The 20,285-nt window shown below is 68.5% G+C and carries 16 protein-coding genes; 11 read left to right on the forward strand and 5 right to left on the reverse strand.

The annotated features are described in order from the left end of the window. Positions 1-113 precede the first annotated feature (113 nt). From TFC3_RS09595 to uvrB, 4 genes are all read left to right on the forward strand, one after another. Entirely contained in the window at positions 114-587 is a 474-nt protein-coding gene (locus TFC3_RS09595; RefSeq protein ID WP_067498342.1) for a nuclear transport factor 2 family protein, read from the forward strand. 21 nt (positions 588-608) lie between these two features. Then, positions 609-1,196 (forward strand): TetR/AcrR family transcriptional regulator, encoded by a 588-nt coding sequence (locus TFC3_RS09600; RefSeq protein WP_067498345.1) that lies wholly within the window; start codon positions 609-611, stop codon positions 1,194-1,196. Between the two features lie 76 nt (positions 1,197-1,272). After that, positions 1,273-2,424: a dephospho-CoA kinase gene (gene coaE, locus TFC3_RS09605; RefSeq protein ID WP_067498348.1), complete on the forward strand. Its 1,152-nt coding sequence runs from the start codon at positions 1,273-1,275 to the stop codon at positions 2,422-2,424. 372 nt (positions 2,425-2,796) lie between these two features. Further along, positions 2,797-4,914, forward strand: coding sequence for an excinuclease ABC subunit UvrB (gene uvrB / locus TFC3_RS09610; RefSeq protein WP_067498350.1), 2,118 nt, complete (start codon positions 2,797-2,799; stop codon positions 4,912-4,914). A gap of 125 nt (positions 4,915-5,039) precedes the next feature. On the opposite strand, the gene TFC3_RS09615 is transcribed toward uvrB, so the two are convergent. Beyond that, positions 5,040-6,002 carry an NADP-dependent oxidoreductase gene (locus tag TFC3_RS09615; protein ID WP_067498352.1) on the reverse strand — a complete coding sequence of 321 codons (963 nt, stop codon included), beginning with the start codon at positions 6,000-6,002 and terminating at the stop codon, positions 5,040-5,042. A gap of 87 nt (positions 6,003-6,089) precedes the next feature. On the opposite strand from TFC3_RS09615, the gene TFC3_RS09620 reads away from it, so the two are divergent. Both TFC3_RS09620 and TFC3_RS09625 read left to right on the forward strand, forming a co-directional pair. Continuing rightward, complete coding sequence (locus TFC3_RS09620) at positions 6,090-7,007, forward strand: LysR family transcriptional regulator (RefSeq protein ID WP_067498354.1); 918 nt, start codon at positions 6,090-6,092, stop codon at positions 7,005-7,007. A 523-nt stretch (positions 7,008-7,530) separates the two neighbouring features. After that, positions 7,531-8,526 carry a TerC family protein gene (locus TFC3_RS09625; RefSeq protein ID WP_067498357.1) on the forward strand — a complete coding sequence of 332 codons (996 nt, stop codon included), beginning with the start codon at positions 7,531-7,533 and terminating at the stop codon, positions 8,524-8,526. Positions 8,527-8,576: 50 nt separating this feature from the next. Here the strand turns inward: TFC3_RS09625 and typA are convergent, their stop codons facing one another. After that, the gene (typA, locus tag TFC3_RS09630) at positions 8,577-10,442 is read right to left on the reverse strand and encodes a translational GTPase TypA (RefSeq protein WP_067498360.1); all 1,866 of its coding nucleotides are present in this window, start codon (positions 10,440-10,442) and stop codon (positions 8,577-8,579) included. A gap of 158 nt (positions 10,443-10,600) precedes the next feature. Between typA and TFC3_RS09635 the strand changes: the two genes are divergently transcribed. Together TFC3_RS09635 and TFC3_RS09640 are read left to right on the forward strand one after the other, a co-directional pair. Next, positions 10,601-11,416, forward strand: coding sequence for a lytic transglycosylase domain-containing protein (locus TFC3_RS09635; RefSeq protein ID WP_067498362.1), 816 nt, complete (start codon positions 10,601-10,603; stop codon positions 11,414-11,416). Between the two features lie 256 nt (positions 11,417-11,672). After that, positions 11,673-12,098, forward strand: coding sequence for an uL11 family ribosomal protein (locus TFC3_RS09640; RefSeq protein ID WP_067498364.1), 426 nt, complete (start codon positions 11,673-11,675; stop codon positions 12,096-12,098). Positions 12,099-12,234: 136 nt separating this feature from the next. Here the strand turns inward: TFC3_RS09640 and TFC3_RS09645 are convergent, their stop codons facing one another. The 3 genes from TFC3_RS09645 to TFC3_RS09655 form a co-directional block, all read right to left on the reverse strand. Next, positions 12,235-12,888: an ATP-dependent Clp protease proteolytic subunit gene (locus tag TFC3_RS09645; RefSeq protein WP_236718047.1), complete on the reverse strand. Its 654-nt coding sequence runs from the start codon at positions 12,886-12,888 to the stop codon at positions 12,235-12,237. A 118-nt stretch (positions 12,889-13,006) separates the two neighbouring features. Then, entirely contained in the window at positions 13,007-13,660 is a 654-nt protein-coding gene (locus tag TFC3_RS09650) for an MBL fold metallo-hydrolase (RefSeq protein ID WP_067498367.1), read from the reverse strand. 4 nt (positions 13,661-13,664) lie between these two features. Next, positions 13,665-14,363 carry a maleylpyruvate isomerase family mycothiol-dependent enzyme gene (locus TFC3_RS09655; RefSeq protein WP_067506314.1) on the reverse strand — a complete coding sequence of 233 codons (699 nt, stop codon included), beginning with the start codon at positions 14,361-14,363 and terminating at the stop codon, positions 13,665-13,667. A gap of 105 nt (positions 14,364-14,468) precedes the next feature. Between TFC3_RS09655 and rsgA the strand changes: the two genes are divergently transcribed. From rsgA to uvrA, 3 genes are all read left to right on the forward strand, one after another. Further along, positions 14,469-15,209: a GTPase RsgA gene (rsgA, locus tag TFC3_RS09660; RefSeq protein ID WP_082771947.1), complete on the forward strand. Its 741-nt coding sequence runs from the start codon at positions 14,469-14,471 to the stop codon at positions 15,207-15,209. A gap of 25 nt (positions 15,210-15,234) precedes the next feature. After that, entirely contained in the window at positions 15,235-17,031 is a 1,797-nt protein-coding gene (locus tag TFC3_RS09665) for a glycosyltransferase 87 family protein (RefSeq protein ID WP_082771948.1), read from the forward strand. A 109-nt stretch (positions 17,032-17,140) separates the two neighbouring features. Continuing rightward, the gene (uvrA, locus tag TFC3_RS09670; protein ID WP_067498375.1) at positions 17,141-20,107 is read left to right on the forward strand and encodes an excinuclease ABC subunit UvrA; all 2,967 of its coding nucleotides are present in this window, start codon (positions 17,141-17,143) and stop codon (positions 20,105-20,107) included. Positions 20,108-20,285: the final 178 nt, after the last annotated feature.

Here is a 20,285-nt window from a genome sequence, read left to right on the forward strand (position 1 = left end):
ACTGCTGAGGAACGCCCCGCTCGACCATCGAGCGGGGCGTTCTTTTTTGCTGGCTTTTAGCGACACTCTGTCGTAATGTTTACGACAGGTCGTCGCTAAAATGAGGGGAATTGATGGACATGTTTGCCGATCGCGCCGAGCTCATCGAACTGTTCGGCCGCTACGCCGACATCGCGGACCTCAAGGAGTTCACTGAGCTGCCCACTCGGGTCTTCACCGACCCGCTCACGCTGGACTTCAGCTCGGTGGCCGGCATCCCGCCGATGAGCACCCCGCTGCCGGACTACATCGAGATCCTGCGCGGCACCTTCGCGCCGTATGCGGCCACCCATCACGTCATCACCGGCCACGTCGTCACCATTGACGGCGACAGCGCGACCATCCACGCCCACGTACGAGCCGAGCACTGGGTTCCCGACGAGATCGCCAAGGGCGGGCCCAACCGGTGGCTGGTGGTGGGCTTCTACGACAACGAGGCGGTGCGCACCCCGAGCGGGTGGCGCCTGAGCCGGGTCAAGCTCACGATGTCGTACCAGGAGAATCCGCACCTCTCGGGGGTTGCCCTGGCCGCGGCGCAGGCCGAGTAGCGGCTGGGGGAGGATGATCGGGTGCCGCGGATCCGGGGAGACAGCATCGGGGAACACCACGAGATGGTGTGGACCGGCCTGGCCGAGGCGATCGGGCACCTGCTGCGGGAACGCGACTACGACGCGATCACCATGGGCCACATCGCGGCTCGGGCCGGGCTGGCCCGCAACACCCTGTACAACTACGCCCGGGACAAGAACGCCCTGGTCCTGGCGCTGACCCAGCGAGCCGGCCGGCCCACTGTCGAGCGGGTGGCAGCGATCGCCGCCCGCTCGCACGACCCGGCGGCCGAGCGGCTGCGCGAGATCATCGACGTGGTGCTGACCGCGTTCACCGACCAGACGCTGCAGCTCATGTTCCGCCCTGATTCCGTCGCGGCGCCCAAGGGCTCGGACAGCCCGTTCCACGAGATCGTGGTCGAGGTGGAGAACGTGGTACGCGAGGGCATCGAGCGCGGAGAGCTCCGCGATGTCGGCGACGTGCCCCTCACGGTGGAGCTGCTGTCGGGGATCATGCGCGCGGGCGCCGAACGCATCGGCCGGGATCCGGGCGCCTTCACCGGCACCGCCCGGTCCGCGCAAGAAATCATTCTCGCCGCGCTGACCTAGGGCGACCGGTTTGGCGCGGGGCCGGTTTGGTGGCGGTGGCTGCGGGGCGGAGATCGACGCGGGGAATACTGGGGCCGTGCTGATGGTGGGGTTGACGGGCGGCATCGGGGCCGGGAAGAGCGCGGTCGCCCGGCGGTTGCGGCAACTCGGGGCGGTGATCATCGACTCCGACGTGCTGGCGCGCGAGGTCGTTGCCGCCGGGACCGAGGGCCTGGCCGCGGTCGTGGAGACGTTCGGGCCGCAGGTCCTGGGCGCCGACGGGCACCTCAACCGGCCCGCCCTGGGCGCCATCGTTTTCCAAGACGAGCAGGCCCGCCGCCGGCTCGAGGAGATCATTCATCCCCGGGTACGGTCCCGCTCCCGCGAACTCGTCGCCGCAGCCCCGCCCGCCGCGATCGTGGTCAACGACGTGCCGCTGCTCGTCGAGACCGGCCAAGCACCGTCCTACCACCTGGTCCTGGTGGTGTCGGCCGCCGAGCCGGTCCGCATCGAGCGGCTCGTGCGGACCCGGGGGATGACCGAGGAGCAGGCGGCCGCCCGGATCGCCGCGCAGGCCAGCGACGAGCAACGCCAAGCCGCGGCCGACGTGGTGCTCGACAACACGGGGTCGCTGGCCGGTCTGCACGCGGCTGTTGACGCTTTGTGGGAACGGCGGCTGTGGCCGTACGAGGAAAATGTGCGTTTGCGACGTGTTGCCGGCACGGATGGCGTGTTGCGGCTGGCCGGCCCGGATCCGAGGTGGCCGGGGCAGGCTGAGCGGCTGGCGGCGCGGATCCGGCACGCGCTCGGGGGTACGGCCGATGTCTCGCACATCGGCTCGACCGCGGTGCCGGGGCTGATCGCGAAGGACGTGATCGACCTCATGCTGACCGTCGCGTCGTTGAACGAAGCCGACCAGCTCGCTGACGCCTTGGCCGGAGCCGGCTTCCCCCCGAAAGATGGCGATCGGTTCGACAACGCGCGCGGGCAGGTGGGGAAAATGTGGACCAAGCGGTTGCACGGCAGTGCTGATCCGGGGCGGCCGGTCAACCTGCACGTGCGGGTGAAGGGCTCGCCCGGTTGGCGCTTCGCGCTGCACATGCGTGACCAGTTGCGCGCCGATGACGCGGCTCGGGAGGCGTATGCGGCGGCCAAGCGGGGGTGGGCGGCTGAGCATGCCGACGTGGCCGGGTACGCGCAGGCCAAGGAGCCGTGGTTCGACGAGTGGGCCGGTGCTCATCCGGTCTGAGGCCTTGTGCGCTGCTGGCGGGGCTCTTGCCGGACTTTGTCGGCGGCGCGATCTCCCTGAGGGCTTCTTGCAGACGGCGCTCTCGCTACGGGTGCGTGCCGGGGGAGGGCAGGGTGCCCGCGGCGGCCGGTCGGCGCGATGTGGCGCAACCTCTCGGGACGCGCTCACCGGCGTGGTGCCGGGGCAGCTGTCCTGGTCCCGTCGTGGCGCCGCGTGGTGGCACCGGAACGGCGGGCGGCCGCCGCGAGCGACCTACCGAATCAGCGTAGGTTTGCCGCGCAACCCCGGCAACGGCTGGTGCCACGGGCGAATGCGCACCCACCGCACGCCGGTCGCCGAAACTTGTCGTACCCCCGACGTACGGTAGTTCCCATGGCGCTCAACATCCCCCGACTCGACGGCACCTTCAAGGTCGTCAGCGAATACCAGCCGGCCGGTGACCAGCCAACGGCCATCGCGGAGCTGGAGCGCCGGGTGCGTCGTGGCGATCGCAACACGGTGCTGCTCGGCGCCACCGGCACCGGCAAGAGCGCGACGACCGCGTGGCTCATCGAGAAGCTGCAGCGGCCCGCGCTCGTGCTGGCACCCAACAAGACGCTGTGCGCGCAGCTCGCCAAGGAGTTCCGCGAGCTGCTGCCCAACAACGCCGTCGAATACTTCGTCAGCTACTACGACTACTACCAGCCCGAGGCTTACATCGCCCAGACCGACACCTACATCGAGAAGGACTCGTCGGTAAACGAGGAAGTCGAGCGGCTGCGGCACTCGGCCACGATGTCGCTGCTCACCCGGCGTGACGTGATCGTGGTGGCCACCGTCTCGGCGATCTATGGCCTGGGCACCCCGCAGGAATACCTCGAGCGCGCCGTCAGCGTGAAGGTCGGCCAGGAGCTCGACCGCGACAAGCTGCTGCGCCGCCTGGTCGACATCCAATACGCCCGCAACGACGTGGCCTTCCAGCGGGGCACGTTCCGCGTGCGCGGGGACACGCTGGAGATCATTCCGGCGTACGAAGAACTGGCCGTGCGCATCGAGTTGTTCGGCGACGAGATCGAGAAGCTGTACTACCTGCACCCGCTGACCGGCGAGATCGTGCGCGAGGTGGACCAGCTGACCATCTTCCCGGCCACGCACTACGCGGCCGGCCCCGAACGCATGGAACGCGCCATCCGCGACATCGAGGCCGAGCTGGCCGAGCGGCTGGCCGAGCTGGAACGCCAGGGCAAGCTGCTTGAGGCCCAGCGGCTGCGGATGCGCACCACCTACGACATCGAGATGATGCGCCAGGTCGGCTTCTGCAACGGCATCGAGAACTACTCGATGCACATGGACGGCCGCACGTACGGCGATCCCGCCTACACCCTGCTCGACTACTTCCCCGACGACTTCGTCACCGTCATCGACGAGTCCCACGTGACCATCCCGCAGATCGGCGGCATGTACGAGGGCGACGCGTCCCGCAAGCGCATCCTCATCGAACACGGCTTCCGCCTGCCCAGCGCCGCCGACAACCGCCCGCTGCGCTTCGACGAGTTCCTCGAACGCGTCGGCCAGATGGTCTTCCTGTCCGCCACCCCGGGCCCCTGGGAGATGCAGCAGGCCCAGGGCGAATATGTCGAACAGGTCATCCGCCCCACCGGCCTGGTCGACCCCGAGGTCGTGATCAAGCCGACAAAGGGCCAGATCGACGACCTGATGCACGAGATCCAGCTTCGCACCGAGCGCGACGAACGCGTGCTGGTCACCACCCTGACCAAGAAGATGGCTGAGGACCTCACCGACTACCTGCTGGAAAACGGCATCCGCGTGCGCTACCTGCACTCCGAGGTCGACACCCTGCGCCGCGTCGAGCTGTTGAAGGAGCTGCGCAAGGGCGACTACGACGTGCTGGTCGGCATCAACCTGCTCCGCGAAGGTCTCGACCTGCCCGAAGTCTCCCTGGTCGCCATCCTCGACGCCGACAAGGAAGGTTTCCTGCGCAGCGGCCGCTCGCTGATCCAGACCATCGGCCGAGCCGCCCGCAACGTCTCCGGCCAGGTCCACATGTACGCCGACAAAATCACCCCCTCCATGCGCGACGCCATCGACGAAACCGACCGCCGCCGCGCCAAGCAGATCGCCCACAACGAAGCCAACGGCATCAAGCCCGAACCGCTGCGCAAAAAGATCCACGACATCCTCGACGACATCTACCGCGAAGCCGAGGACACCGACACCGCGCTCGGTGGAGCAGTGGTCGGAGGCGCCGGCCGCCAGATCTCCCGGGGCAAGGCGCCGGTGCCGGAGACCCGGTCCAAGGCTCGTGCCACCTCGGCTCCGGCGCGGGAAGGCATGGCCCGCGCCGAGCTGGCGCAGTTGATCCAGGACCTCAACGATCAGATGCTGGGGGCTGCCCGGGAGCTGCAGTTCGAGTTGGCTGCTCGGATCCGCGACGAGATGTCCGAGCTCAAGAAGGAGCTGCGGGGGATGGACGTCGCCGGGGTTCGGTGATCTTCTCCGGGTGCGGCAAGCCATCCAGATCGTCGAGCACGCGCCCATGGACTTCCTCAGCCAAAGATCCGGCACGAATCGTGACGCCCGCGCTTCAGCGAGGGGCACCACGACGGCGGCCGGCGTCAGGGGATGAGGACCAGCTTGCCGGGGGTGTGGGACGCCTGGCCGAAGGTGTGGGCTGCGGCCGCCTCGGCCAGCGGGAAGGACTTGGCGATGACCACACGCAGGGTCTTCGCGGCCGCATGCTCGACCAGGGTGGGGCGGGCCGCGTTGCGGATATCGGTGCCGGCGTCCTGGCCTGGGCCGTAACCGAGGAGTTTGATGCCTGCTTCGGCTCGGCGGGGGGAGCCGGTAATGGAGGCGATTCGGGTACGGTCTGCGGCCAGCTCCAGCGAGACGTCGAGGGCTTCGCCGGTGCCGGCGCAGTCGATGGCGGCGGTGACGCCTTGGGGTGCGGCGGTGCGTACCCGGTCCGCTAGGCCGGGGCCGTAGGCGACGGGGATGGCGCCTAGTTCGCGGAGCAGGGCGTGGTTGCGCTCGGCTGCGGTGGCGATGACTGTGGCTCCTGCGGCGGTGGCTAGTTGGATGGCCATGAGGCCTACGCCGCCGGAGCCGCCGTGGATCAGAACTGTGTCGCCGGCCCCTGCACCGGTGGCGTGCAGGGCGTGGGCTGCCGTGGTGCCGCAGAGCATCAGCGAGCCGGCTTCGGCCCAGCCCAGGGTGGCGGGCTTGGCGAGGACCGCGGTGGCGGGGGCGGTTACGTAGTCGGCGTAAGCGGCTGTGACGGGGTAGACGATAACTTCGTCGCCTACCTGCACGGATGTCACGTCGGCGCCGATCTCGGTGACGACGCCTGCGCATTCCAGGCCCAGCGAGGGCATGGAGGCGGCGATGCCGGCGGCGTCCTTGTGATCTTCGTCGACGGCGTGGAAGGCGCCGCTGTAGAGCTTCCAGTCGATCGGGTTGACCCCGGCGGCCCGGACTTCGACTACGACGCCGTCGGCAGCGGCGCTCGGGACGGGTGCTTCGGTCAGGGCCAGCACCTCGGGGGTGCCGTAAGTGGTGGGACGCACGATTCGGGACATGACTTCATTGTTGATCCGATCAGGCATGATGCCCAGTGCAATGTTGGTAAGGACTACCTGCGGCGGACGCACGAATAGGAAAACGGCATGGCGGACAGTCTGGATCTCAACCTGCTGCGGGTGTTCGACGCGCTGCTGGACACCGGTAGCGTGGCGGAGGCTGCGGTGCGGCTGCACTTGTCCGCGCCGGCGACCAGCCGGGCGTTGAGCCGGTTGCGGCGCGCGATGAACGATCCGATCCTGGTGCGAGCCGGTCGAGGGCTGGTTCCTACGCCGTTCGCGCAGCGCTCTGTGCGTACCGTGAGAGCGCTCTTGGAGGCCGCGGACGGACTGCGCGCCGAATCCGCCGGCAGCGACCCATCGTCCTGGCAGCGGAGCTTTTCGATCCGCGTCAATGATGCCCTGACGCCGGTGCTCGCGTCCCGGCTCACCCGCCGCATCGCCGGTGAGGCCCCGGGCGTGCGGCTGCGGTTCATGCGGCAGGAGGCCAAGGAGCCGGAGGCGCTGCGGGACGGTTCGCTCGACCTCGACGTGGGGGTGGCGGACCCGCCGCCGCCCGACATCCACACGTCGTTGCTGTTCACCGACCGGTTCGTGGCGGTGGTCGCGGCCGGCTCGGAGCTGGGGCGGGCGCCGGAGTTGAACCTGGACGACCTGTGCCGCCATCCGCACATCTCCGCGTCGCGGCGCGGGTTGGCTCGGGGACCGCTCGATGATGCGCTGGAGCGGCTCGGACGGTCGCGGCACGTGGCGGCGGTGGTTCCGTCGTACGCGGTGGGCGCGCTGATGGCTATGGAGGATGACCTCATCTGTCTCGTGCCGCAGGTGACGGCCACCCACCTGATTGAGCGGGGCGTTCCGCTGCGATACCACGAGGTGCCGTTCGAGCTGCCCACTGCCGACGTTGAGCTGCGCTGGCACCGCCGGGTCCACAATGATCCGGCCTCGCGGTGGCTGCGGGAGCACGTGCGCGAAGCCCTCGGACGGGTAGGACTGGATCACTAAGCCGGCGCGCGCGACGTCTCCAGCGGATGTGAAGTGGCCGGCCGAGCCGTTCGGTGCCTCGATGAGGTGGCGTGCTGTCCGGCCGCGCTTCGCCGCCGATAGCGGGCTGCCGTCGGCGACGGGCGCGATACCGAACGGTTCACAGCGCCTAGGTTCCTAGGATGATCTAGCGCTTGTGAGGTTGGGAGGTATGGCAAGGTGCTGGGTTGCAATGTGCTATCTGGCTGCTTGATTGGGTCTGTCGGGATTGGGAATGACTGGCGAAGTTAGCCCCGACACTGTTGGCTGGGGTCATGTGTCACTTCGAGCCGCGATGGGACACAATGGCTCGCGTAGGAGGGGAGTATTCCCTCGCACCGGTTTCGTCAGCACGGTTTGCATTCGAGAGGATGCGCCCGGGGCCGGTGGTTCCTGACCTGGCGTCAGCCAAGCCTGGAGCGGAAGAGACCTCCGACAGTCGCACATCGCTGCGCTGGATCCCGGATCCCGCGTGGCGGTGCCCCGTGCCTGCCGGAGGTCCTCATTGAACGTCCATGCCTGGGTTTGGTTCGCTACCCTCGGTGCCCTTGTCGTCATGCTCACCATCGATCTGCTGATCGTCGGGCGACGGCCTCATGAACCCTCGATGCGCGAAGCCGGGGGATGGGTTGCCTTCTACGTCGGCCTGGCCCTGCTGTTCGGGCTCGGCATCGGGGTCACCGCCGGGTGGTCGCCGGCCGGTGAGTTCTACACCGGGTGGCTCACCGAGTATTCGCTGAGCGTCGACAACCTTTTCGTCTTCATGATCATCATGGGGCGGTTCAGCGTGCCGCGGCAGTTCCAGCAGAAGGTGCTGCTGATCGGGATTGTGCTCGCGCTGATCATGCGGGGGGCTTTCATTGCCGCCGGCGCCGCGTTGATTGAGCAATTCTCGTGGGTGTTCTACATTTTCGGCGCTTTCCTGGTGTACACCGCCATCACGTTGCTGAAGAACGACGAGGAAGAGGAGTTCAAGGAGAACATCCTCATCCGCTGGGCCAAGCGCGTGTTCCCGGTTTCCAGCTCGTTCGACAGCGGGCACATGACGATCGTCACCGAGGCCGGGCGGCGGCTGTTCACGCCGATGCTCATCGTGATGATTGCGATCGGCACGACCGATCTGATCTTCGCGCTCGACTCGATCCCGGCGATCTTCGGCATCACCAAGGAGCCGTACCTCGTCTTCACCGCCAACGTCTTCGCCCTGATGGGTCTGCGCCAGCTGTACTTCCTGCTCGGTGGGCTGCTCGAACGCCTGGTCTACCTGAACATCGGGTTGTCGTTCGTGCTCGCGTTCATCGGCGTCAAGCTGTTCCTGGAGGCGCTGCACACCAATTCGCTGAGCTTCATCAACGGTGGCCACGGTCTGCACTGGGCGCCGGAGATCCCGATCTGGCTCTCGCTGCTGGTCATCATCGGCACCCTGGGCATTGCGACAGCGGCCAGCCTGATCAAAACGTCGCGGGACCGCAAGAAAGAGCTCGTCGACAGCTCCGTCTGACGGGCATGAAAAAGCTCCCCGGGCGCCAGGCCCGGGGAGCTTTGCGTTTCTCAGCCCTGGTGCTTGCGGCGGGCAGCGGCCCGGCCACGGGTCTGCTGGTCGAGCACGACCTTGCGGATGCGTACGGCGGCCGGGGTGACCTCGACGCACTCGTCCTCGCGGCAGAACTCGAGGCACTGCTCCAGCGACAGCTTGCGCGGCGGGATCACCTTTTCGGTGTTGTCCGCGCTCGCGGCACGCATGTTGGTGAGCTTCTTCTCCTTGGTGATGTTGACGTCCATGTCGTCCTCGCGAGAGTTCTCGCCGACGATCATGCCTTCGTAGACCTCGGTGGTCGGCTCGACGAAGAGCTGCCCGCGCTCCTGCAGGTTGATCATCGCGAACGGGGTGACCACCCCGGCGCGGTCGGCGACCAGGGAGCCGTTCTGGCGGGTGCGCAGCTCGCCGAACCACGGCTCGTAAGCCTCGAAGAGGTGGTGCATGATGCCGGTGCCGCGGGTCTCGGTGAGGAACTCGGTGCGGAAACCGATCAGGCCGCGGGCCGGGACGAGCCACTCCATGCGCAGCCAGCCGGTGCCGTGGTTGATGAGCTCCTCCATGCGGCCCTTGCGGGTGGAGAGCAGCGTGGTGATGGCGCCCATGTACTCGTCGGGCGCGTCGATGGTCAGCCGCTCGACCGGCTCGTGCACCTTGCCGTCGATGGTCTTGGTGACCACCTGGGGCTTGCCGACGGTCAGCTCGTAGGACTCGCGGCGCATCTGCTCGACCAGGATCGCCAGCGCCAGCTCCCCTCGGCCCTGCACCTCCCAGGCGTCCGGGCGCTCGGTCGGCAGCACACGCAGCGACACGTTGCCGATGAGCTCCTTGTCGAGGCGGTCCTTGACCATGCGGGCCGTGACCTTGGCCCCCTTGACCTTGCCGACCAGCGGCGAGGTGTTGGTGCCCAGGACCATCGAGATGGCCGGCTCGTCGACGCTGATCAGCGGCAGCGGGATCGGGTTCTCGGCGTCGGCCAGGGTCTCACCGATCATGATGTCCGGGATGCCGGCCACGGCCATGATGTCGCCCGGCCCGGCGCTTTCGGCGGGCTTGCGGTCCAGCCCGTCGGTGATCAGCAGCTCGGAGATGCGGACGTTGCTGACCGTGCCGTCGGTCTTGCACCAGGCCACGGTCTGGCCCTTGCGGATCGTGCCCTCGTGCACGCGGCACAGCGCGAGGCGGCCCAGGAACGGCGAGGCGTCGAGGTTGACCACGTGCGCCTGCAGCGGGGCGTCCTCGTTGTAGGTGGGCGCCGGGATGGTGTCGAGGATGGTGCTGAACAGCACCTCGAGGTCGGTGCTGTCCTCGGGGACGGTGCCGTCCTTGGGCTGGGTCAGCGAGGCGATGCCATCGCGCGCGCACGCGTAGACAATGGGGAACTCGATCTGGTGCTCGTCGGCGTCGAGGTCGAGGAAGAGCTCGTACGTCTCGTCGACGACCTCCTTGATCCGCGCGTCCGGCCGGTCCACCTTGTTGATGATCAGGATGATCGGCAGCTTGGCGGCCAGCGCCTTGCGCAGCACGAAGCGGGTCTGCGGCAGCGGCCCCTCGGACGCGTCGACCAGCAGGGCGACGCCGTCGACCATGGTCAGGCCGCGCTCGACCTCACCGCCGAAGTCGGCGTGGCCGGGGGTGTCGATGATGTTGATGGTGACGGGCTTGCCGTCGGCGGGCTGGTAGCTGATCGCCGTGTTCTTGGCGAGAATGGTGATGCCCTTTTCCCGCTCCAGGTCCATGGAGTCCATGACGCGGTCGGCCATCTCGCCCCGCGCGTGGGACTGGCTCCCCTGGCGCAGCATGGCGTCGACCAGGGTTGTTTTGCCATGGTCGACGTGGGCGATGATGGCGACGTTGCGTAGGTCGGTGCGGGTCTGCATACACCCATTGTCCCCGGTGTTGGTTGCCGTTGCCGCTCCGGGGTCAATCCCCGGAACCGGTTGCGAAGCCCGTCCTTTTCGCCCAGTTTGCCGGGCGCCACGCGAACGTCGGCGCTGTTAGCGTTCGACAGTTGGCCGCTCGGGGGGAGGAAGTGTCGATGGGGCGCAGGCTGAGGTGGTTCATCGGCGGGTTGATCGGCGCGATGATGCTGACCGGATGCGGTCTGGGCGGGCATGACGCGGACCCGGCCTCCCCGGCGATTGCGGCGGCGCCACCGGCGACTTCCGAAGAGCCCTTCACCGGTACGGTCGAAGCGCTGCCGACGTTGCCCTCCTTGCCGCCTTCCGCACCGGCGCCATCCAGGACCAAGGCCAAGCCCAAGCCGAAGCCGTCGAAGACCTCGGCGAGCCCGGCTGCGGACCCGAACAACTTCCAGTTGCCGGCCTGCGCGCACCGCGAGGGCAAGCTCGTCTCGAAGAGCAAGGCGAAGGCGGCTCTGCAGGCGGCGGCGGGCAGGACGTACTGGCCGGGGTCGGCCCCGCAGCTCAGGGTGCCGAACCGGTTGGTGCTGGTCACGGCCTGGCACGAGAGCGGCTGGCAGTCCAACATCGTGAACTGCGACGGCGGCCGGGGCCTGATGCAGGTGATGCCGGACACCGAGTCGTTCCTCAACCAGCGCTTCGAGCAGACCTACGACGCCAGCGACTACCGGCAGAACGCCAGTCTGGGCGCGAACTACATCGCCTGGCTCACCCGGGCGTTCGGCGATGCCTACTTCGGTCACAAATACGATCTGAGCCCGGAGAAGTGCAGGACCCAGAGCAGCATGTGCCTGCTCAACATGGTCATCGCCGGCTACAACGTGGGTCGCGGCCCGGTCGATGAGGGGTACGCGACCAAGCGGCTGCCCAACCCCGAGTACGTCGGCGTTGTCCGTTCGCTGATGTCCTCCTGTTACTGCGACAAATACTGACGCCTTGCGGGCCTGGGCCGGGCCGGTTGGCCGGGTGCGGGGCGGGTCGGCGGGGTGGTGGGAGGCGAGCTATGCTGGCGGGGGAACCCGAGACTGGTATACCGCCGCATCAGTTCTGCCATAACGCGTGGCATCCCCATGGCGTTTTGACCCATGAACGAGCGCGGTAGTAAAGTCTCGGGGTTGTCGTGCGTTGATGATGCTGGCGAGCTCCTGACTTTGGCCCGTGCAGCACACACTAAGGAGCTTTTGCGTAATGCCGCCCAAGAAGAAGACCCATGAGGTAACCCTCGCGCTTGAGGCGGGTAACGCCGCGATGGTGGACCTCGGTAAGATGCTCGGCCCGACCGGCGCCAACATGCGCGCCGTCAAGGTGGAGTACGACGAGGCGACCTCGAAGAACCGTGGCGAGATCATCCCCGTCATCGTCAGCGTCTTCGAGGACCGCAGCCACCAGCTCGCCTACAAGACGCCGCCGACCAGCTTCCTGATCCGCAAGGCGCTGGGCATCCAGTCGGGTGCGTCAAACCCGCTGACCCAGACGGTGGGCACGCTGAGCAACGACCAGATCAAGGCGATCGCGGAGCGTAAGCTCCCCGACCTCAACGCCAACGACCTGGACGCCGCGATCAAGGTCGTGGCCGGCACCGCGCGCTCGATGGGCGTCAAGGTAGCCGAGTAACCAAGACTCGACCAACGGCGCGGTTCCCCGAGCGGGAGCCGCGCCGTTGGCGTATGCAAGGGCGGCCGTCGGGTGAGGGCGGGCGTCGGGTAAGGGCCTTTGGCAGGGACGGGCGCCGGTAGGGCGGGTGCGGCTCTCAGGCCTCGGGGACGCCGCCCTTGCCGACGATCTCGTCGATGAGGCCGTAGTCGCGGGCTTCCTCGGCGGACAGGCTGCGACCGGCGGACAGGTCGTCCTCGATGCGGCTGCGGGTCTGGCCGGTTACCTCCACCAGGCGCAGGATGACCTCTTCGAGCTCGCGTAGGTGCTGCCCGGCCGCGGCGGCTACCTCATCCGCGGTGCCCATGACTCCGGCGGCGCGGGGTTCGGCCAGGCGGAAGCGGGCGTGGCGGTAGGCCGAGCGCTTCTGGGCCGCGGCCAGGATCGCGAGCACGGCACCGCCGGCTTCCGAGGTCACCACGGCGTGCACCGGGGCGGTCATGGCGTCGATCACGTCGATGACCGCGTGCGCCGCGTTCAGGTCACCGTTGCTGCTGGCGACGTGGAGCTGCACCGGATCGGGGCCTGCGGCGTCGAGGGTGAGCAGCGCTGCGGCCGTACCGGATGCGGATTGGCTCGTCAGAGGTCCTCGCACCATGACGATGCGCTGGTCGAAAAGGCGTTCCTCAAGCCAGCCGGGAAGGCTCGGGCCGGGAGCGGCGGCGGGGCTGGCATGCGGCCAGAAGTCCGGGGAGGGCTGGGCCGGTTGCCAGCGCATGGGGTCGTGGCGCAGATGCATCGGTACCTCCAATGGTCCGACTCTACGGTCACGACCCCGTCGCTCCGGAAGCCATTAAGCCCACGGCTTAGCCGTGAAGGACTCCCGCGCAGCAAGATCAATGGTCATCTGGCCGCGGTGCGTTCGGGTCCTACCAGCCGCGGGCGTGCCATTCGGGGAGGCTGGGGCGTTCGGTGCCCAGGGTTGAGTCCTTGCCGTGGCCCGGGTAGAACCAGGTGTCGTCGGGCAGGCGGTCGAACAGCTTTGTCTGCACGTCGTTGATCAGCGATGCGAAGTTCTTCTTGTCGCCGCGGGTGTTTCCGACGCCGCCCGGGAAGAGGCTGTCGCCGGTCCACAGGTGGGCGATGCCGTCGGGCTCGCGGTAGAGCAGCACGATCGAGCCCGGGGTGTGGCCGACCACGTGGATCACTTCGAGGGTGCAGTCGCCCACCGTGATGGTGTCGCCGTCGGTGACGGTTTCGGTGACGACCGGGATTTCGGCTGCGTCGTCGGCGCCGGCGATGGACCGGGCGCCGGTGGCCTTCACGATCTCGGCCAGGGCGCCGTGGTGGTCCCAGTGCCGGTGGGTGGTCACGACGGTGCTCAGGCCGGCGTCCCCGATCAGGTCCAGCAGGGTCCGGGCGTCGTTCGCGGCGTCGATCAGCAGCTGGCTGCCGTCGGAGGTGCAGCGCAGCAGATAGGCGTTGTTGTCCGTCTCGCCGACCGAGACCTTGGTGACGGTCAGGCCGTTGAGCTCGCGGACGGCGGGAGCCGAGCCCCGGCTCACATCTCCGGTGTAGGTCATCGCGTCACTTCCATCTCGGGGGTACGGGCAGTTCTCCGTCGGGGGCCACGGTCAGCCCGGCGCCGTCCGAGCGGCCGGCCAGCCACGCGGCGATCTCGCGGGTGGGGCCGCCGACAGCAGGCGCCGACTCGGTGGGCACGCCGATGGTGATGGCTTGGTCCAGGCCGTGCGGGCGCAGGATCAGCGGAGCCGCCTCCAGGTTGTGCCCGCCGGTGATCTCGCGGATCAGGCGCACCGCGAAGGCATCCGACCAGTCCTCCGGGGTGTAGCCGCCGCCGAGGTCGACGTGGTGCACCTCCACCTCGCGCAGCCGCGCCCACGGCAGGAACGCCGCGGACCGGCCGTTCGCGGACAGCACGAAGGCCCACGCCTCGGCCGTCATCGCGGCGGCCGCGTCGGCGAAGCGGTCGTGGGACTCGCGCAGGTCGGCGATCTGCTCGGTCAGCGGGCGGGTGTGGCCGGCTTCGATGTCCTCGTCGCGCGCGGTGGACGACGGATATTGCGGCACGTCCTCGCCGGTGCGAGCCCCGGTCAGCAGGGTGGTGAACGAGTCAGCGTTGCGCGCCACATGGGTCAGCACGTGACCCACCGTCCAGCCGGGCAGCCGCGAGGGCGCCGTCGGGTCGAGCTGCGCAGCGGTGCTGAGCAGCCGCTCGGTTGCCTGATCGACATCGGTCAGGAGGACCAGTGGATCCATCGTCACGACCACGACCCTATCGGGAAATCGGTTTCGCCCGGCGTCACCGCGACCGTACCGTCGGTGCCGACGCGTCCCCCGAACTGTTCCCGTTGAGAAAATGAGAGTCTGATGTCCGACCTGCCCGCCCTGGGCTGGGACGCGGCTGTCGCGTCCGCCTATCGTTGCTTCGATCGCCCGGATACCTGTCCGGGCCGGGTGCTGCGCGCCGAGCGTGGCGTCTGCACCGTGCTGACCCCCGGCGGCGTGGACCGGGCCAGTCTGGCCGGCAACCTGCTGCTCAGCACGGCCGGTTACCCCGCCGACCTACCCTGCGCGGGGGACTGGGTGGTGGTGCGGCGCTGGCCGGATCGCCGCACGACCGTGGAGCTGGTGCTGCCCCGGCGCACCGCGCTGACCGAGAACCAGCCGCTCGCGGCCAATGTGGACACGGTCGCGGTGGTGGAGCCCCTGCACCCGCGACCAGATGAGGCGCTGATCGGGCGGTTGCTCACGCTGGCCCGGCAATCGGGGGCACAGCCGGTGATCGTGCTCACCAAATGTGACCTGGCTCGCGATCCCCAGCTCATCCTGCGAAAACTCCGGGAAACCGCTCCGGGGGTACGAACCCAGCTCACCAGCACCCGGACCCGGGCCGGCCTGGACGACCTGCGGGACCTGGTGCCACCGGGCCGCACGCTGGCCCTGCTGGGGCGCCCCGGCGCGGGCAAGTCGGCGCTGGTCAGCGTGTTGGTGGGGGCTGGCGCTCCGACCGTACCGGGAAGTCTGATCCCGCTTGCCGGGGGTGGTGCCGTGCTGGACCTGACCGCCGGGCGGGACCCGGCGCCGGCCGCCCAGGCGAGTCGGCGGTGACCCGCCCCTCTGGCAAAATGCACCGGTGCCCACGGTCGAGCAAGAGGTCATCGCGAAGCGTCCCGAGCCGCTGACGGACGCCTCGCGGCCCTTCTACGCCCGGCGCAGTCTGTGGGGCCTGCTCAGCTATCTCGCGCTGGCCGTGGTTGTGATGATCCAGTTGTGGATCAGCCCGTCGGGGCGCGTGCTGGCCGCCAACGACAACGACCACGGCTTCTTCCTGTTCGTTCTGGCGCACGGCGAGCGGGTGGTCTTCCACGGCGACAACCCGTTCTTCACCGGCCGGATGAACGTGCCCGACGGGGTGAACCTGATGGCCAACACCTCGGTGCTGGCCCTGAGCGTGCCGTTCGCCCCGATCACCCACTTCTTCGGGCCGGGCCTCACGCTCGTGCTGTTGCTCACGCTCAGTCTGGCCGGGACCGCGGCGGCCTGGTGGTGGGTTCTCCGGCAGTTTCTGGTACGAACCCAGCGCGCCGCCTGGATCGGTGGCCTGTGGTGCGGGTTCGCCCCGGCGATGGTCTCGCACGCCAACGGCCATGTGAACTTCGTCGCCCAGTTCGTGGTGCCGTTCATCGTCTGGCAGGTCTTGCGGCTGCGCGAGCCCGGACGGATCGTGCGCGGCGGGGTGATCCTCGGGCTGCTGATCGTGATGCAGGTCTTTCTCAACGAGGAAGTGCTGCTGTTCACGGCCCTGACGCTGCTCGTGTTCATCGTGGCCTACGGCGCTTTCGCCCGCGAGGTCGTCAAAGCGGCGTGGCGCCGGTTCGTGCTGGGGCTGGGGGTGGCCGCCGGCACCGCGCTGGTGCTGCTGGCGTACCCGCTGTGGTGGCAGTTCGCCGGTCCGCAGAGCTACACCGGGCAGCCGTTCGAGCCGGGCAAGTTCGTTACCGATCTGCTGGCCGTCGGGGCGTACGCGCGGCAGTCGCTGGCCGGCAACGGGGTGGTCGCACGGGCGCTGAGCGTCAGCCCGACCGAGGACGACTCGTTCTGGGGTCTGCCGCTGCTGGTGATGCTCGTGGTGGCGGCCGTCATGCTGTGGCGCACCATCGCGGCCCGCGCAGCGGTCATTGCCGGGGTGGTGCTGCTGGTGGCCTCGCTGGGCCCGCGGTTGCGGGTGGCCGGGCACGACACCGGCTTCCCGATGCCGTTCGCGCTGGTCCAGCACGTGCCGATCATCGACCTGGTCAGCGTGACCCGGTTCGCGATGGTACCCTCGACGATCATCGGGGTGCTGCTGGCGCTGGCCTGGGACCGGGCACCTGAGCTGCCGCACCGGCGCCGGGTCGCGTTCTGGGCCGGCATGGTGGTGGCGCTGGTGCCGGTGCTGCCCAAGCCGCTGCCGGTGGTCGATGCGCCGCCGCTGCCGCCGTTCATCGCCCAGCGGATGTGGGAGCAGTATGTGCCCGACGACCGGACGCTGGTGAGCGTGCCGGTGCCGGAGGTCACTTCCGGTCGTACCGGAATGCGGTGGTTCGCCCTGTCGGGTCTCGGCTTCGCCGTGCCGCGGGGATACTTCATGGGGCCGGCGAACCCACCGGTCAACCGCACCGGATCGTGGAACGCGGCGCCCCGGGCCACCGCCGACCTGCTGCGCATCGCGGGGGCGTACGGTCGGATGCCGGAGCTGTCGGAGATCGACCGGCGGGCCGCGCTGGCCGACCTGACCTACTGGCGGGCCGCGGTGGTGGTGCTCGACCCGGCCACCGCTAACCATGATCTGCTCAGAACCATCCTCACGTACCTGATCGGCAGCGCTCCGCAACAGGTTGGTGGCGTTGAGTTGTGGGACGTCAAGGGGCTGATTCATCCCGCCGGGTGACGGGAATGGGCGGGTAGGTTTGGGTGCTGTACTCCGACGGCGAAAACATGTCGTACCCCGGCGCTAGGGTGCTGGCGCCTATTGTCTTGACGTTACGGAGTGGCTGGCTGTGGCCGACCGATTGATCATTCGTGGCGCACGCGAGCACAACTTGCGTGACGTCAGTCTTGACCTGCCTCGCGACGCGATGATCGTGTTCACCGGGCTCAGTGGCTCGGGCAAGTCCAGCCTCGCGTTCGACACCATCTTCGCCGAGGGACAGCGGCGCTATGTGGAGTCGCTGTCCTCGTACGCGCGGCAGTTCCTCGGGCAGATGGACAAGCCCGACGTCGACTTCATCGAGGGCCTGTCCCCGGCGGTGTCGATCGACCAGAAGTCGACGTCCCGCAACCCGCGGTCGACTGTCGGCACCATCACCGAGGTGTACGACTACCTGCGCCTGCTGTTCGCGCGCACCGGCATCCCGCACTGCCCGGTCTGCGGCGAGCGGATCAGCAAGCAGAGCCCTCAGCAGATCGTCGACCGCGTGCTCGCCATGAAGGAGGGCACCAAGTTCATGGTGCTCGCCCCGGTGATCCGCGGCCGCAAGGGCGAATACGTCGACCTGTTCGCCGAACTGCAGGCCAAGGGGTACGCCCGCGCCCGCGTCGACGGCGTCGTGCACCCGCTGTCCGACCCGCCGAAGCTGAAGAAGCAGGAGAAGCACACCATCGAGGTGGTGGTCGACCGGCTCAGCGTCAAGGCCTCCAGCAAGCAGCGCCTGACCGACTCGGTGGAGTCCGCGCTCGGGCTGGCCGCGGGCATCCTGCTGCTCGACTTCGTCGACCTGAGCGAGGACGACCCCAACCGCGAGCGGCTGTTCTCCGAGCACCTGGCCTGCCCCAACGAGCACCCGCTGGCGATCGAGGACCTCGAGCCGCGGGTCTTCTCCTTCAACGCGCCCTACGGCGCCTGCCCGGAGTGCACCGGCCTGGGCACCAAGAAGGAGGTCGACCCCGAGCTGATCATCCCGGACGAGGAGCGCAGCCTGCGCGAGGGCGCGATCCAGCCCTGGTCCGGTGGCTCGACGCTGGAATACTTCCTGCGGCTGCTCGAGGCGCTGGGCAAGGCCGAGGGCTTCAGTCTGGACACTCCGTGGCGGGCGCTGCCCAGCCGCGCGCAGAAGACGATCCTGTACGGCTCCGAGGACCAGGTCCACGTCCGCTACCGCAACAAGTACGGCCGCGAACGCTCGTACTACACCGGTTTCGAAGGCGTGATCCAGTGGATCGAACGCCGGCACAACGACACCGAGAGCGACTGGTCGCGCGACAAGTACGAGGGCTACATGCGCGACATCCCGTGCCCGACCTGCGGCGGCACCCGGCTCAAGCCCGAGGTGCTGGCCGTGACCATCGCCGGCAAGAGCATCGCCGAGGTGTGCAACCTGTCCATCGGCGAGTGCGCCGAGCTGCTGGCCGGCATGGAGCTCACCGACCGGCAGAAGATGATCGCCGAGCGGGTGCTCAAGGAGATCAACGCCCGGCTGCAGTTCCTGGTCGACGTCGGGCTGGACTACCTGTCGCTCGACCGCGGCGCCGGCACCCTGTCCGGCGGCGAGGCACAGCGCATCCGGCTCGCCACCCAGATCGGCTCCGGGCTGGTCGGCGTGCTCTACGTGCTGGACGAGCCGTCGATCGGCCTGCACCAGCGCGACAACCACCGGCTCATCGAGACGCTGGTGCGCCTGAAGAACCTGGGCAACACGCTCATCGTGGTCGAGCACGACGAGGACACGATCCGCACCGCCGACTGGATCGTCGACATCGGCCCCGGCGCCGGCGAGCACGGCGGCAACATCGTGCACAGCGGCTCGGTGAAGGGGCTGCTGGCCAACAAGCAGTCACCCACCGGGGCCTACCTGTCGGGTCGCAAGCAGATCCCGACCCCGCCGATCCGCCGCCCGCAGACGACCGGCCGGGAACTGGTCGTGCAGGGTGCGCGCGAGCACAACCTGCGCAACGTCACCGTGCCGTTCCCGCTGGGGCAGTTCATCGCGGTCACCGGGGTCAGCGGCTCGGGCAAGTCGACGCTGGTCAACGACATCCTCTACACGGTGCTGGCCAACCAGATCAACGGCGCGCGGATGGTGCCGGGCCGGCACACCCGCATCACCGGGCTCGACAACGTCGACAAGGTTGTCGGCGTGGACCAGTCGCCGATCGGGCGCACGCCGCGCTCCAACCCGGCCACCTACACCGGGGTGTTCGACAACATCCGCAAGCTGTTCGCCGAGACCCCCGAGGCCAAGGTGCGCGGCTACGGCCCCGGCCGGTTCTCGTTCAACGTCAAGGGCGGGCGCTGCGAGAACTGCTCCGGCGACGGCACCATCAAGATCGAGATGAACTTCCTGCCCGACGTGTACGTGCCCTGCGAGGTGTGCAAGGGCGCCCGGTACAACCGCGAGACCCTCGAGGTGCACTACAAGGGCAAGACCATCTCCGAGGTGCTCAACATGCCGATCGAGGAGGCTGCGGACTTCTTCCAGGCGATCACGAGCATCCACCGCCACCTCAAGACGCTGGTCGAGGTCGGCCTGGGCTACGTACGGCTGGGCCAGCCCGCGCCCACGCTGTCCGGTGGTGAGGCGCAGCGCGTCAAGCTCGCTTCTGAGCTGCAGAAGCGCTCCACCGGGCGCACGGTCTACGTGCTCGACGAGCCGACCACCGGGCTGCACTTCGAGGACATCCGCAAACTGCTGCTGGTGCTCAACGGCCTGGTCGACAAGGGCAACACGGTGATCACCATCGAGCACAACCTCGACGTGATCAAAAACGCCGACTGGCTCATCGACATGGGTCCCGAGGGCGGCAACAAGGGCGGTCAGGTGCTGGCCACCGGCACGCCCGAGGAGCTGGCCGAGGTGTCCGAGAGCCACACCGGGCGCTACCTGCGCCCGATGCTCGGCCTCGAGGGCGAGCCGGGCGGCAACGCCGATGCCACGGCCCGGGCGGCCAAGGCGAACGGCTCGCCCGCCCCGGCGAAGAAGACGGCCAAGCCGCGTGCCCCCCGCTCGCGGGCCAAGGTCACCGCCTGAGGTCGCCCCTCGAGGCTAATACTTTAAGGCCACAGGTAACTCACAGCGACGACGCGCGCCCCGCCCGCCACCTGCGGAAACGGGGCGCGCGTGGTTGCGGTGGGACCGGAACGCGCCGGAAACCAGGGGTTACGGCTGATAATTTCGGCTGCGGCCATGAACCACACCGGGTGGCCGC

This window comes from Actinoplanes sp. TFC3 (genome assembly GCF_001553785.1).
Classification (GTDB): domain Bacteria; phylum Actinomycetota; class Actinomycetes; order Mycobacteriales; family Micromonosporaceae; genus Actinoplanes.

What these genes read in the sequence shown, in the direction of transcription:
- TFC3_RS09615 (WP_067498352.1), bottom strand. Translation starts at nt 6,002, where the DNA reads ATGTCCCGAATCGTGCGTCCCACCACTTACGGCACCCCCGAGGTGCTG.
- TFC3_RS09595 (WP_067498342.1), top strand. Translation starts at nt 114, where the DNA reads ATGGACATGTTTGCCGATCGCGCCGAGCTCATCGAACTGTTCGGCCGC.
- TFC3_RS09635 (WP_067498362.1), top strand. Translation starts at nt 10,601, where the DNA reads ATGGGGCGCAGGCTGAGGTGGTTCATCGGCGGGTTGATCGGCGCGATG.
- TFC3_RS09650 (WP_067498367.1), bottom strand. Translation starts at nt 13,660, where the DNA reads ATGACCTACACCGGAGATGTGAGCCGGGGCTCGGCTCCCGCCGTCCGC.
- TFC3_RS09620 (WP_067498354.1), top strand. Translation starts at nt 6,090, where the DNA reads ATGGCGGACAGTCTGGATCTCAACCTGCTGCGGGTGTTCGACGCGCTG.
- rsgA (WP_082771947.1), top strand. Translation starts at nt 14,469, where the DNA reads ATGTCCGACCTGCCCGCCCTGGGCTGGGACGCGGCTGTCGCGTCCGCC.
- uvrB (WP_067498350.1), top strand. Translation starts at nt 2,797, where the DNA reads ATGGCGCTCAACATCCCCCGACTCGACGGCACCTTCAAGGTCGTCAGC.
- TFC3_RS09640 (WP_067498364.1), top strand. Translation starts at nt 11,673, where the DNA reads ATGCCGCCCAAGAAGAAGACCCATGAGGTAACCCTCGCGCTTGAGGCG.
- typA (WP_067498360.1), bottom strand. Translation starts at nt 10,442, where the DNA reads ATGCAGACCCGCACCGACCTACGCAACGTCGCCATCATCGCCCACGTC.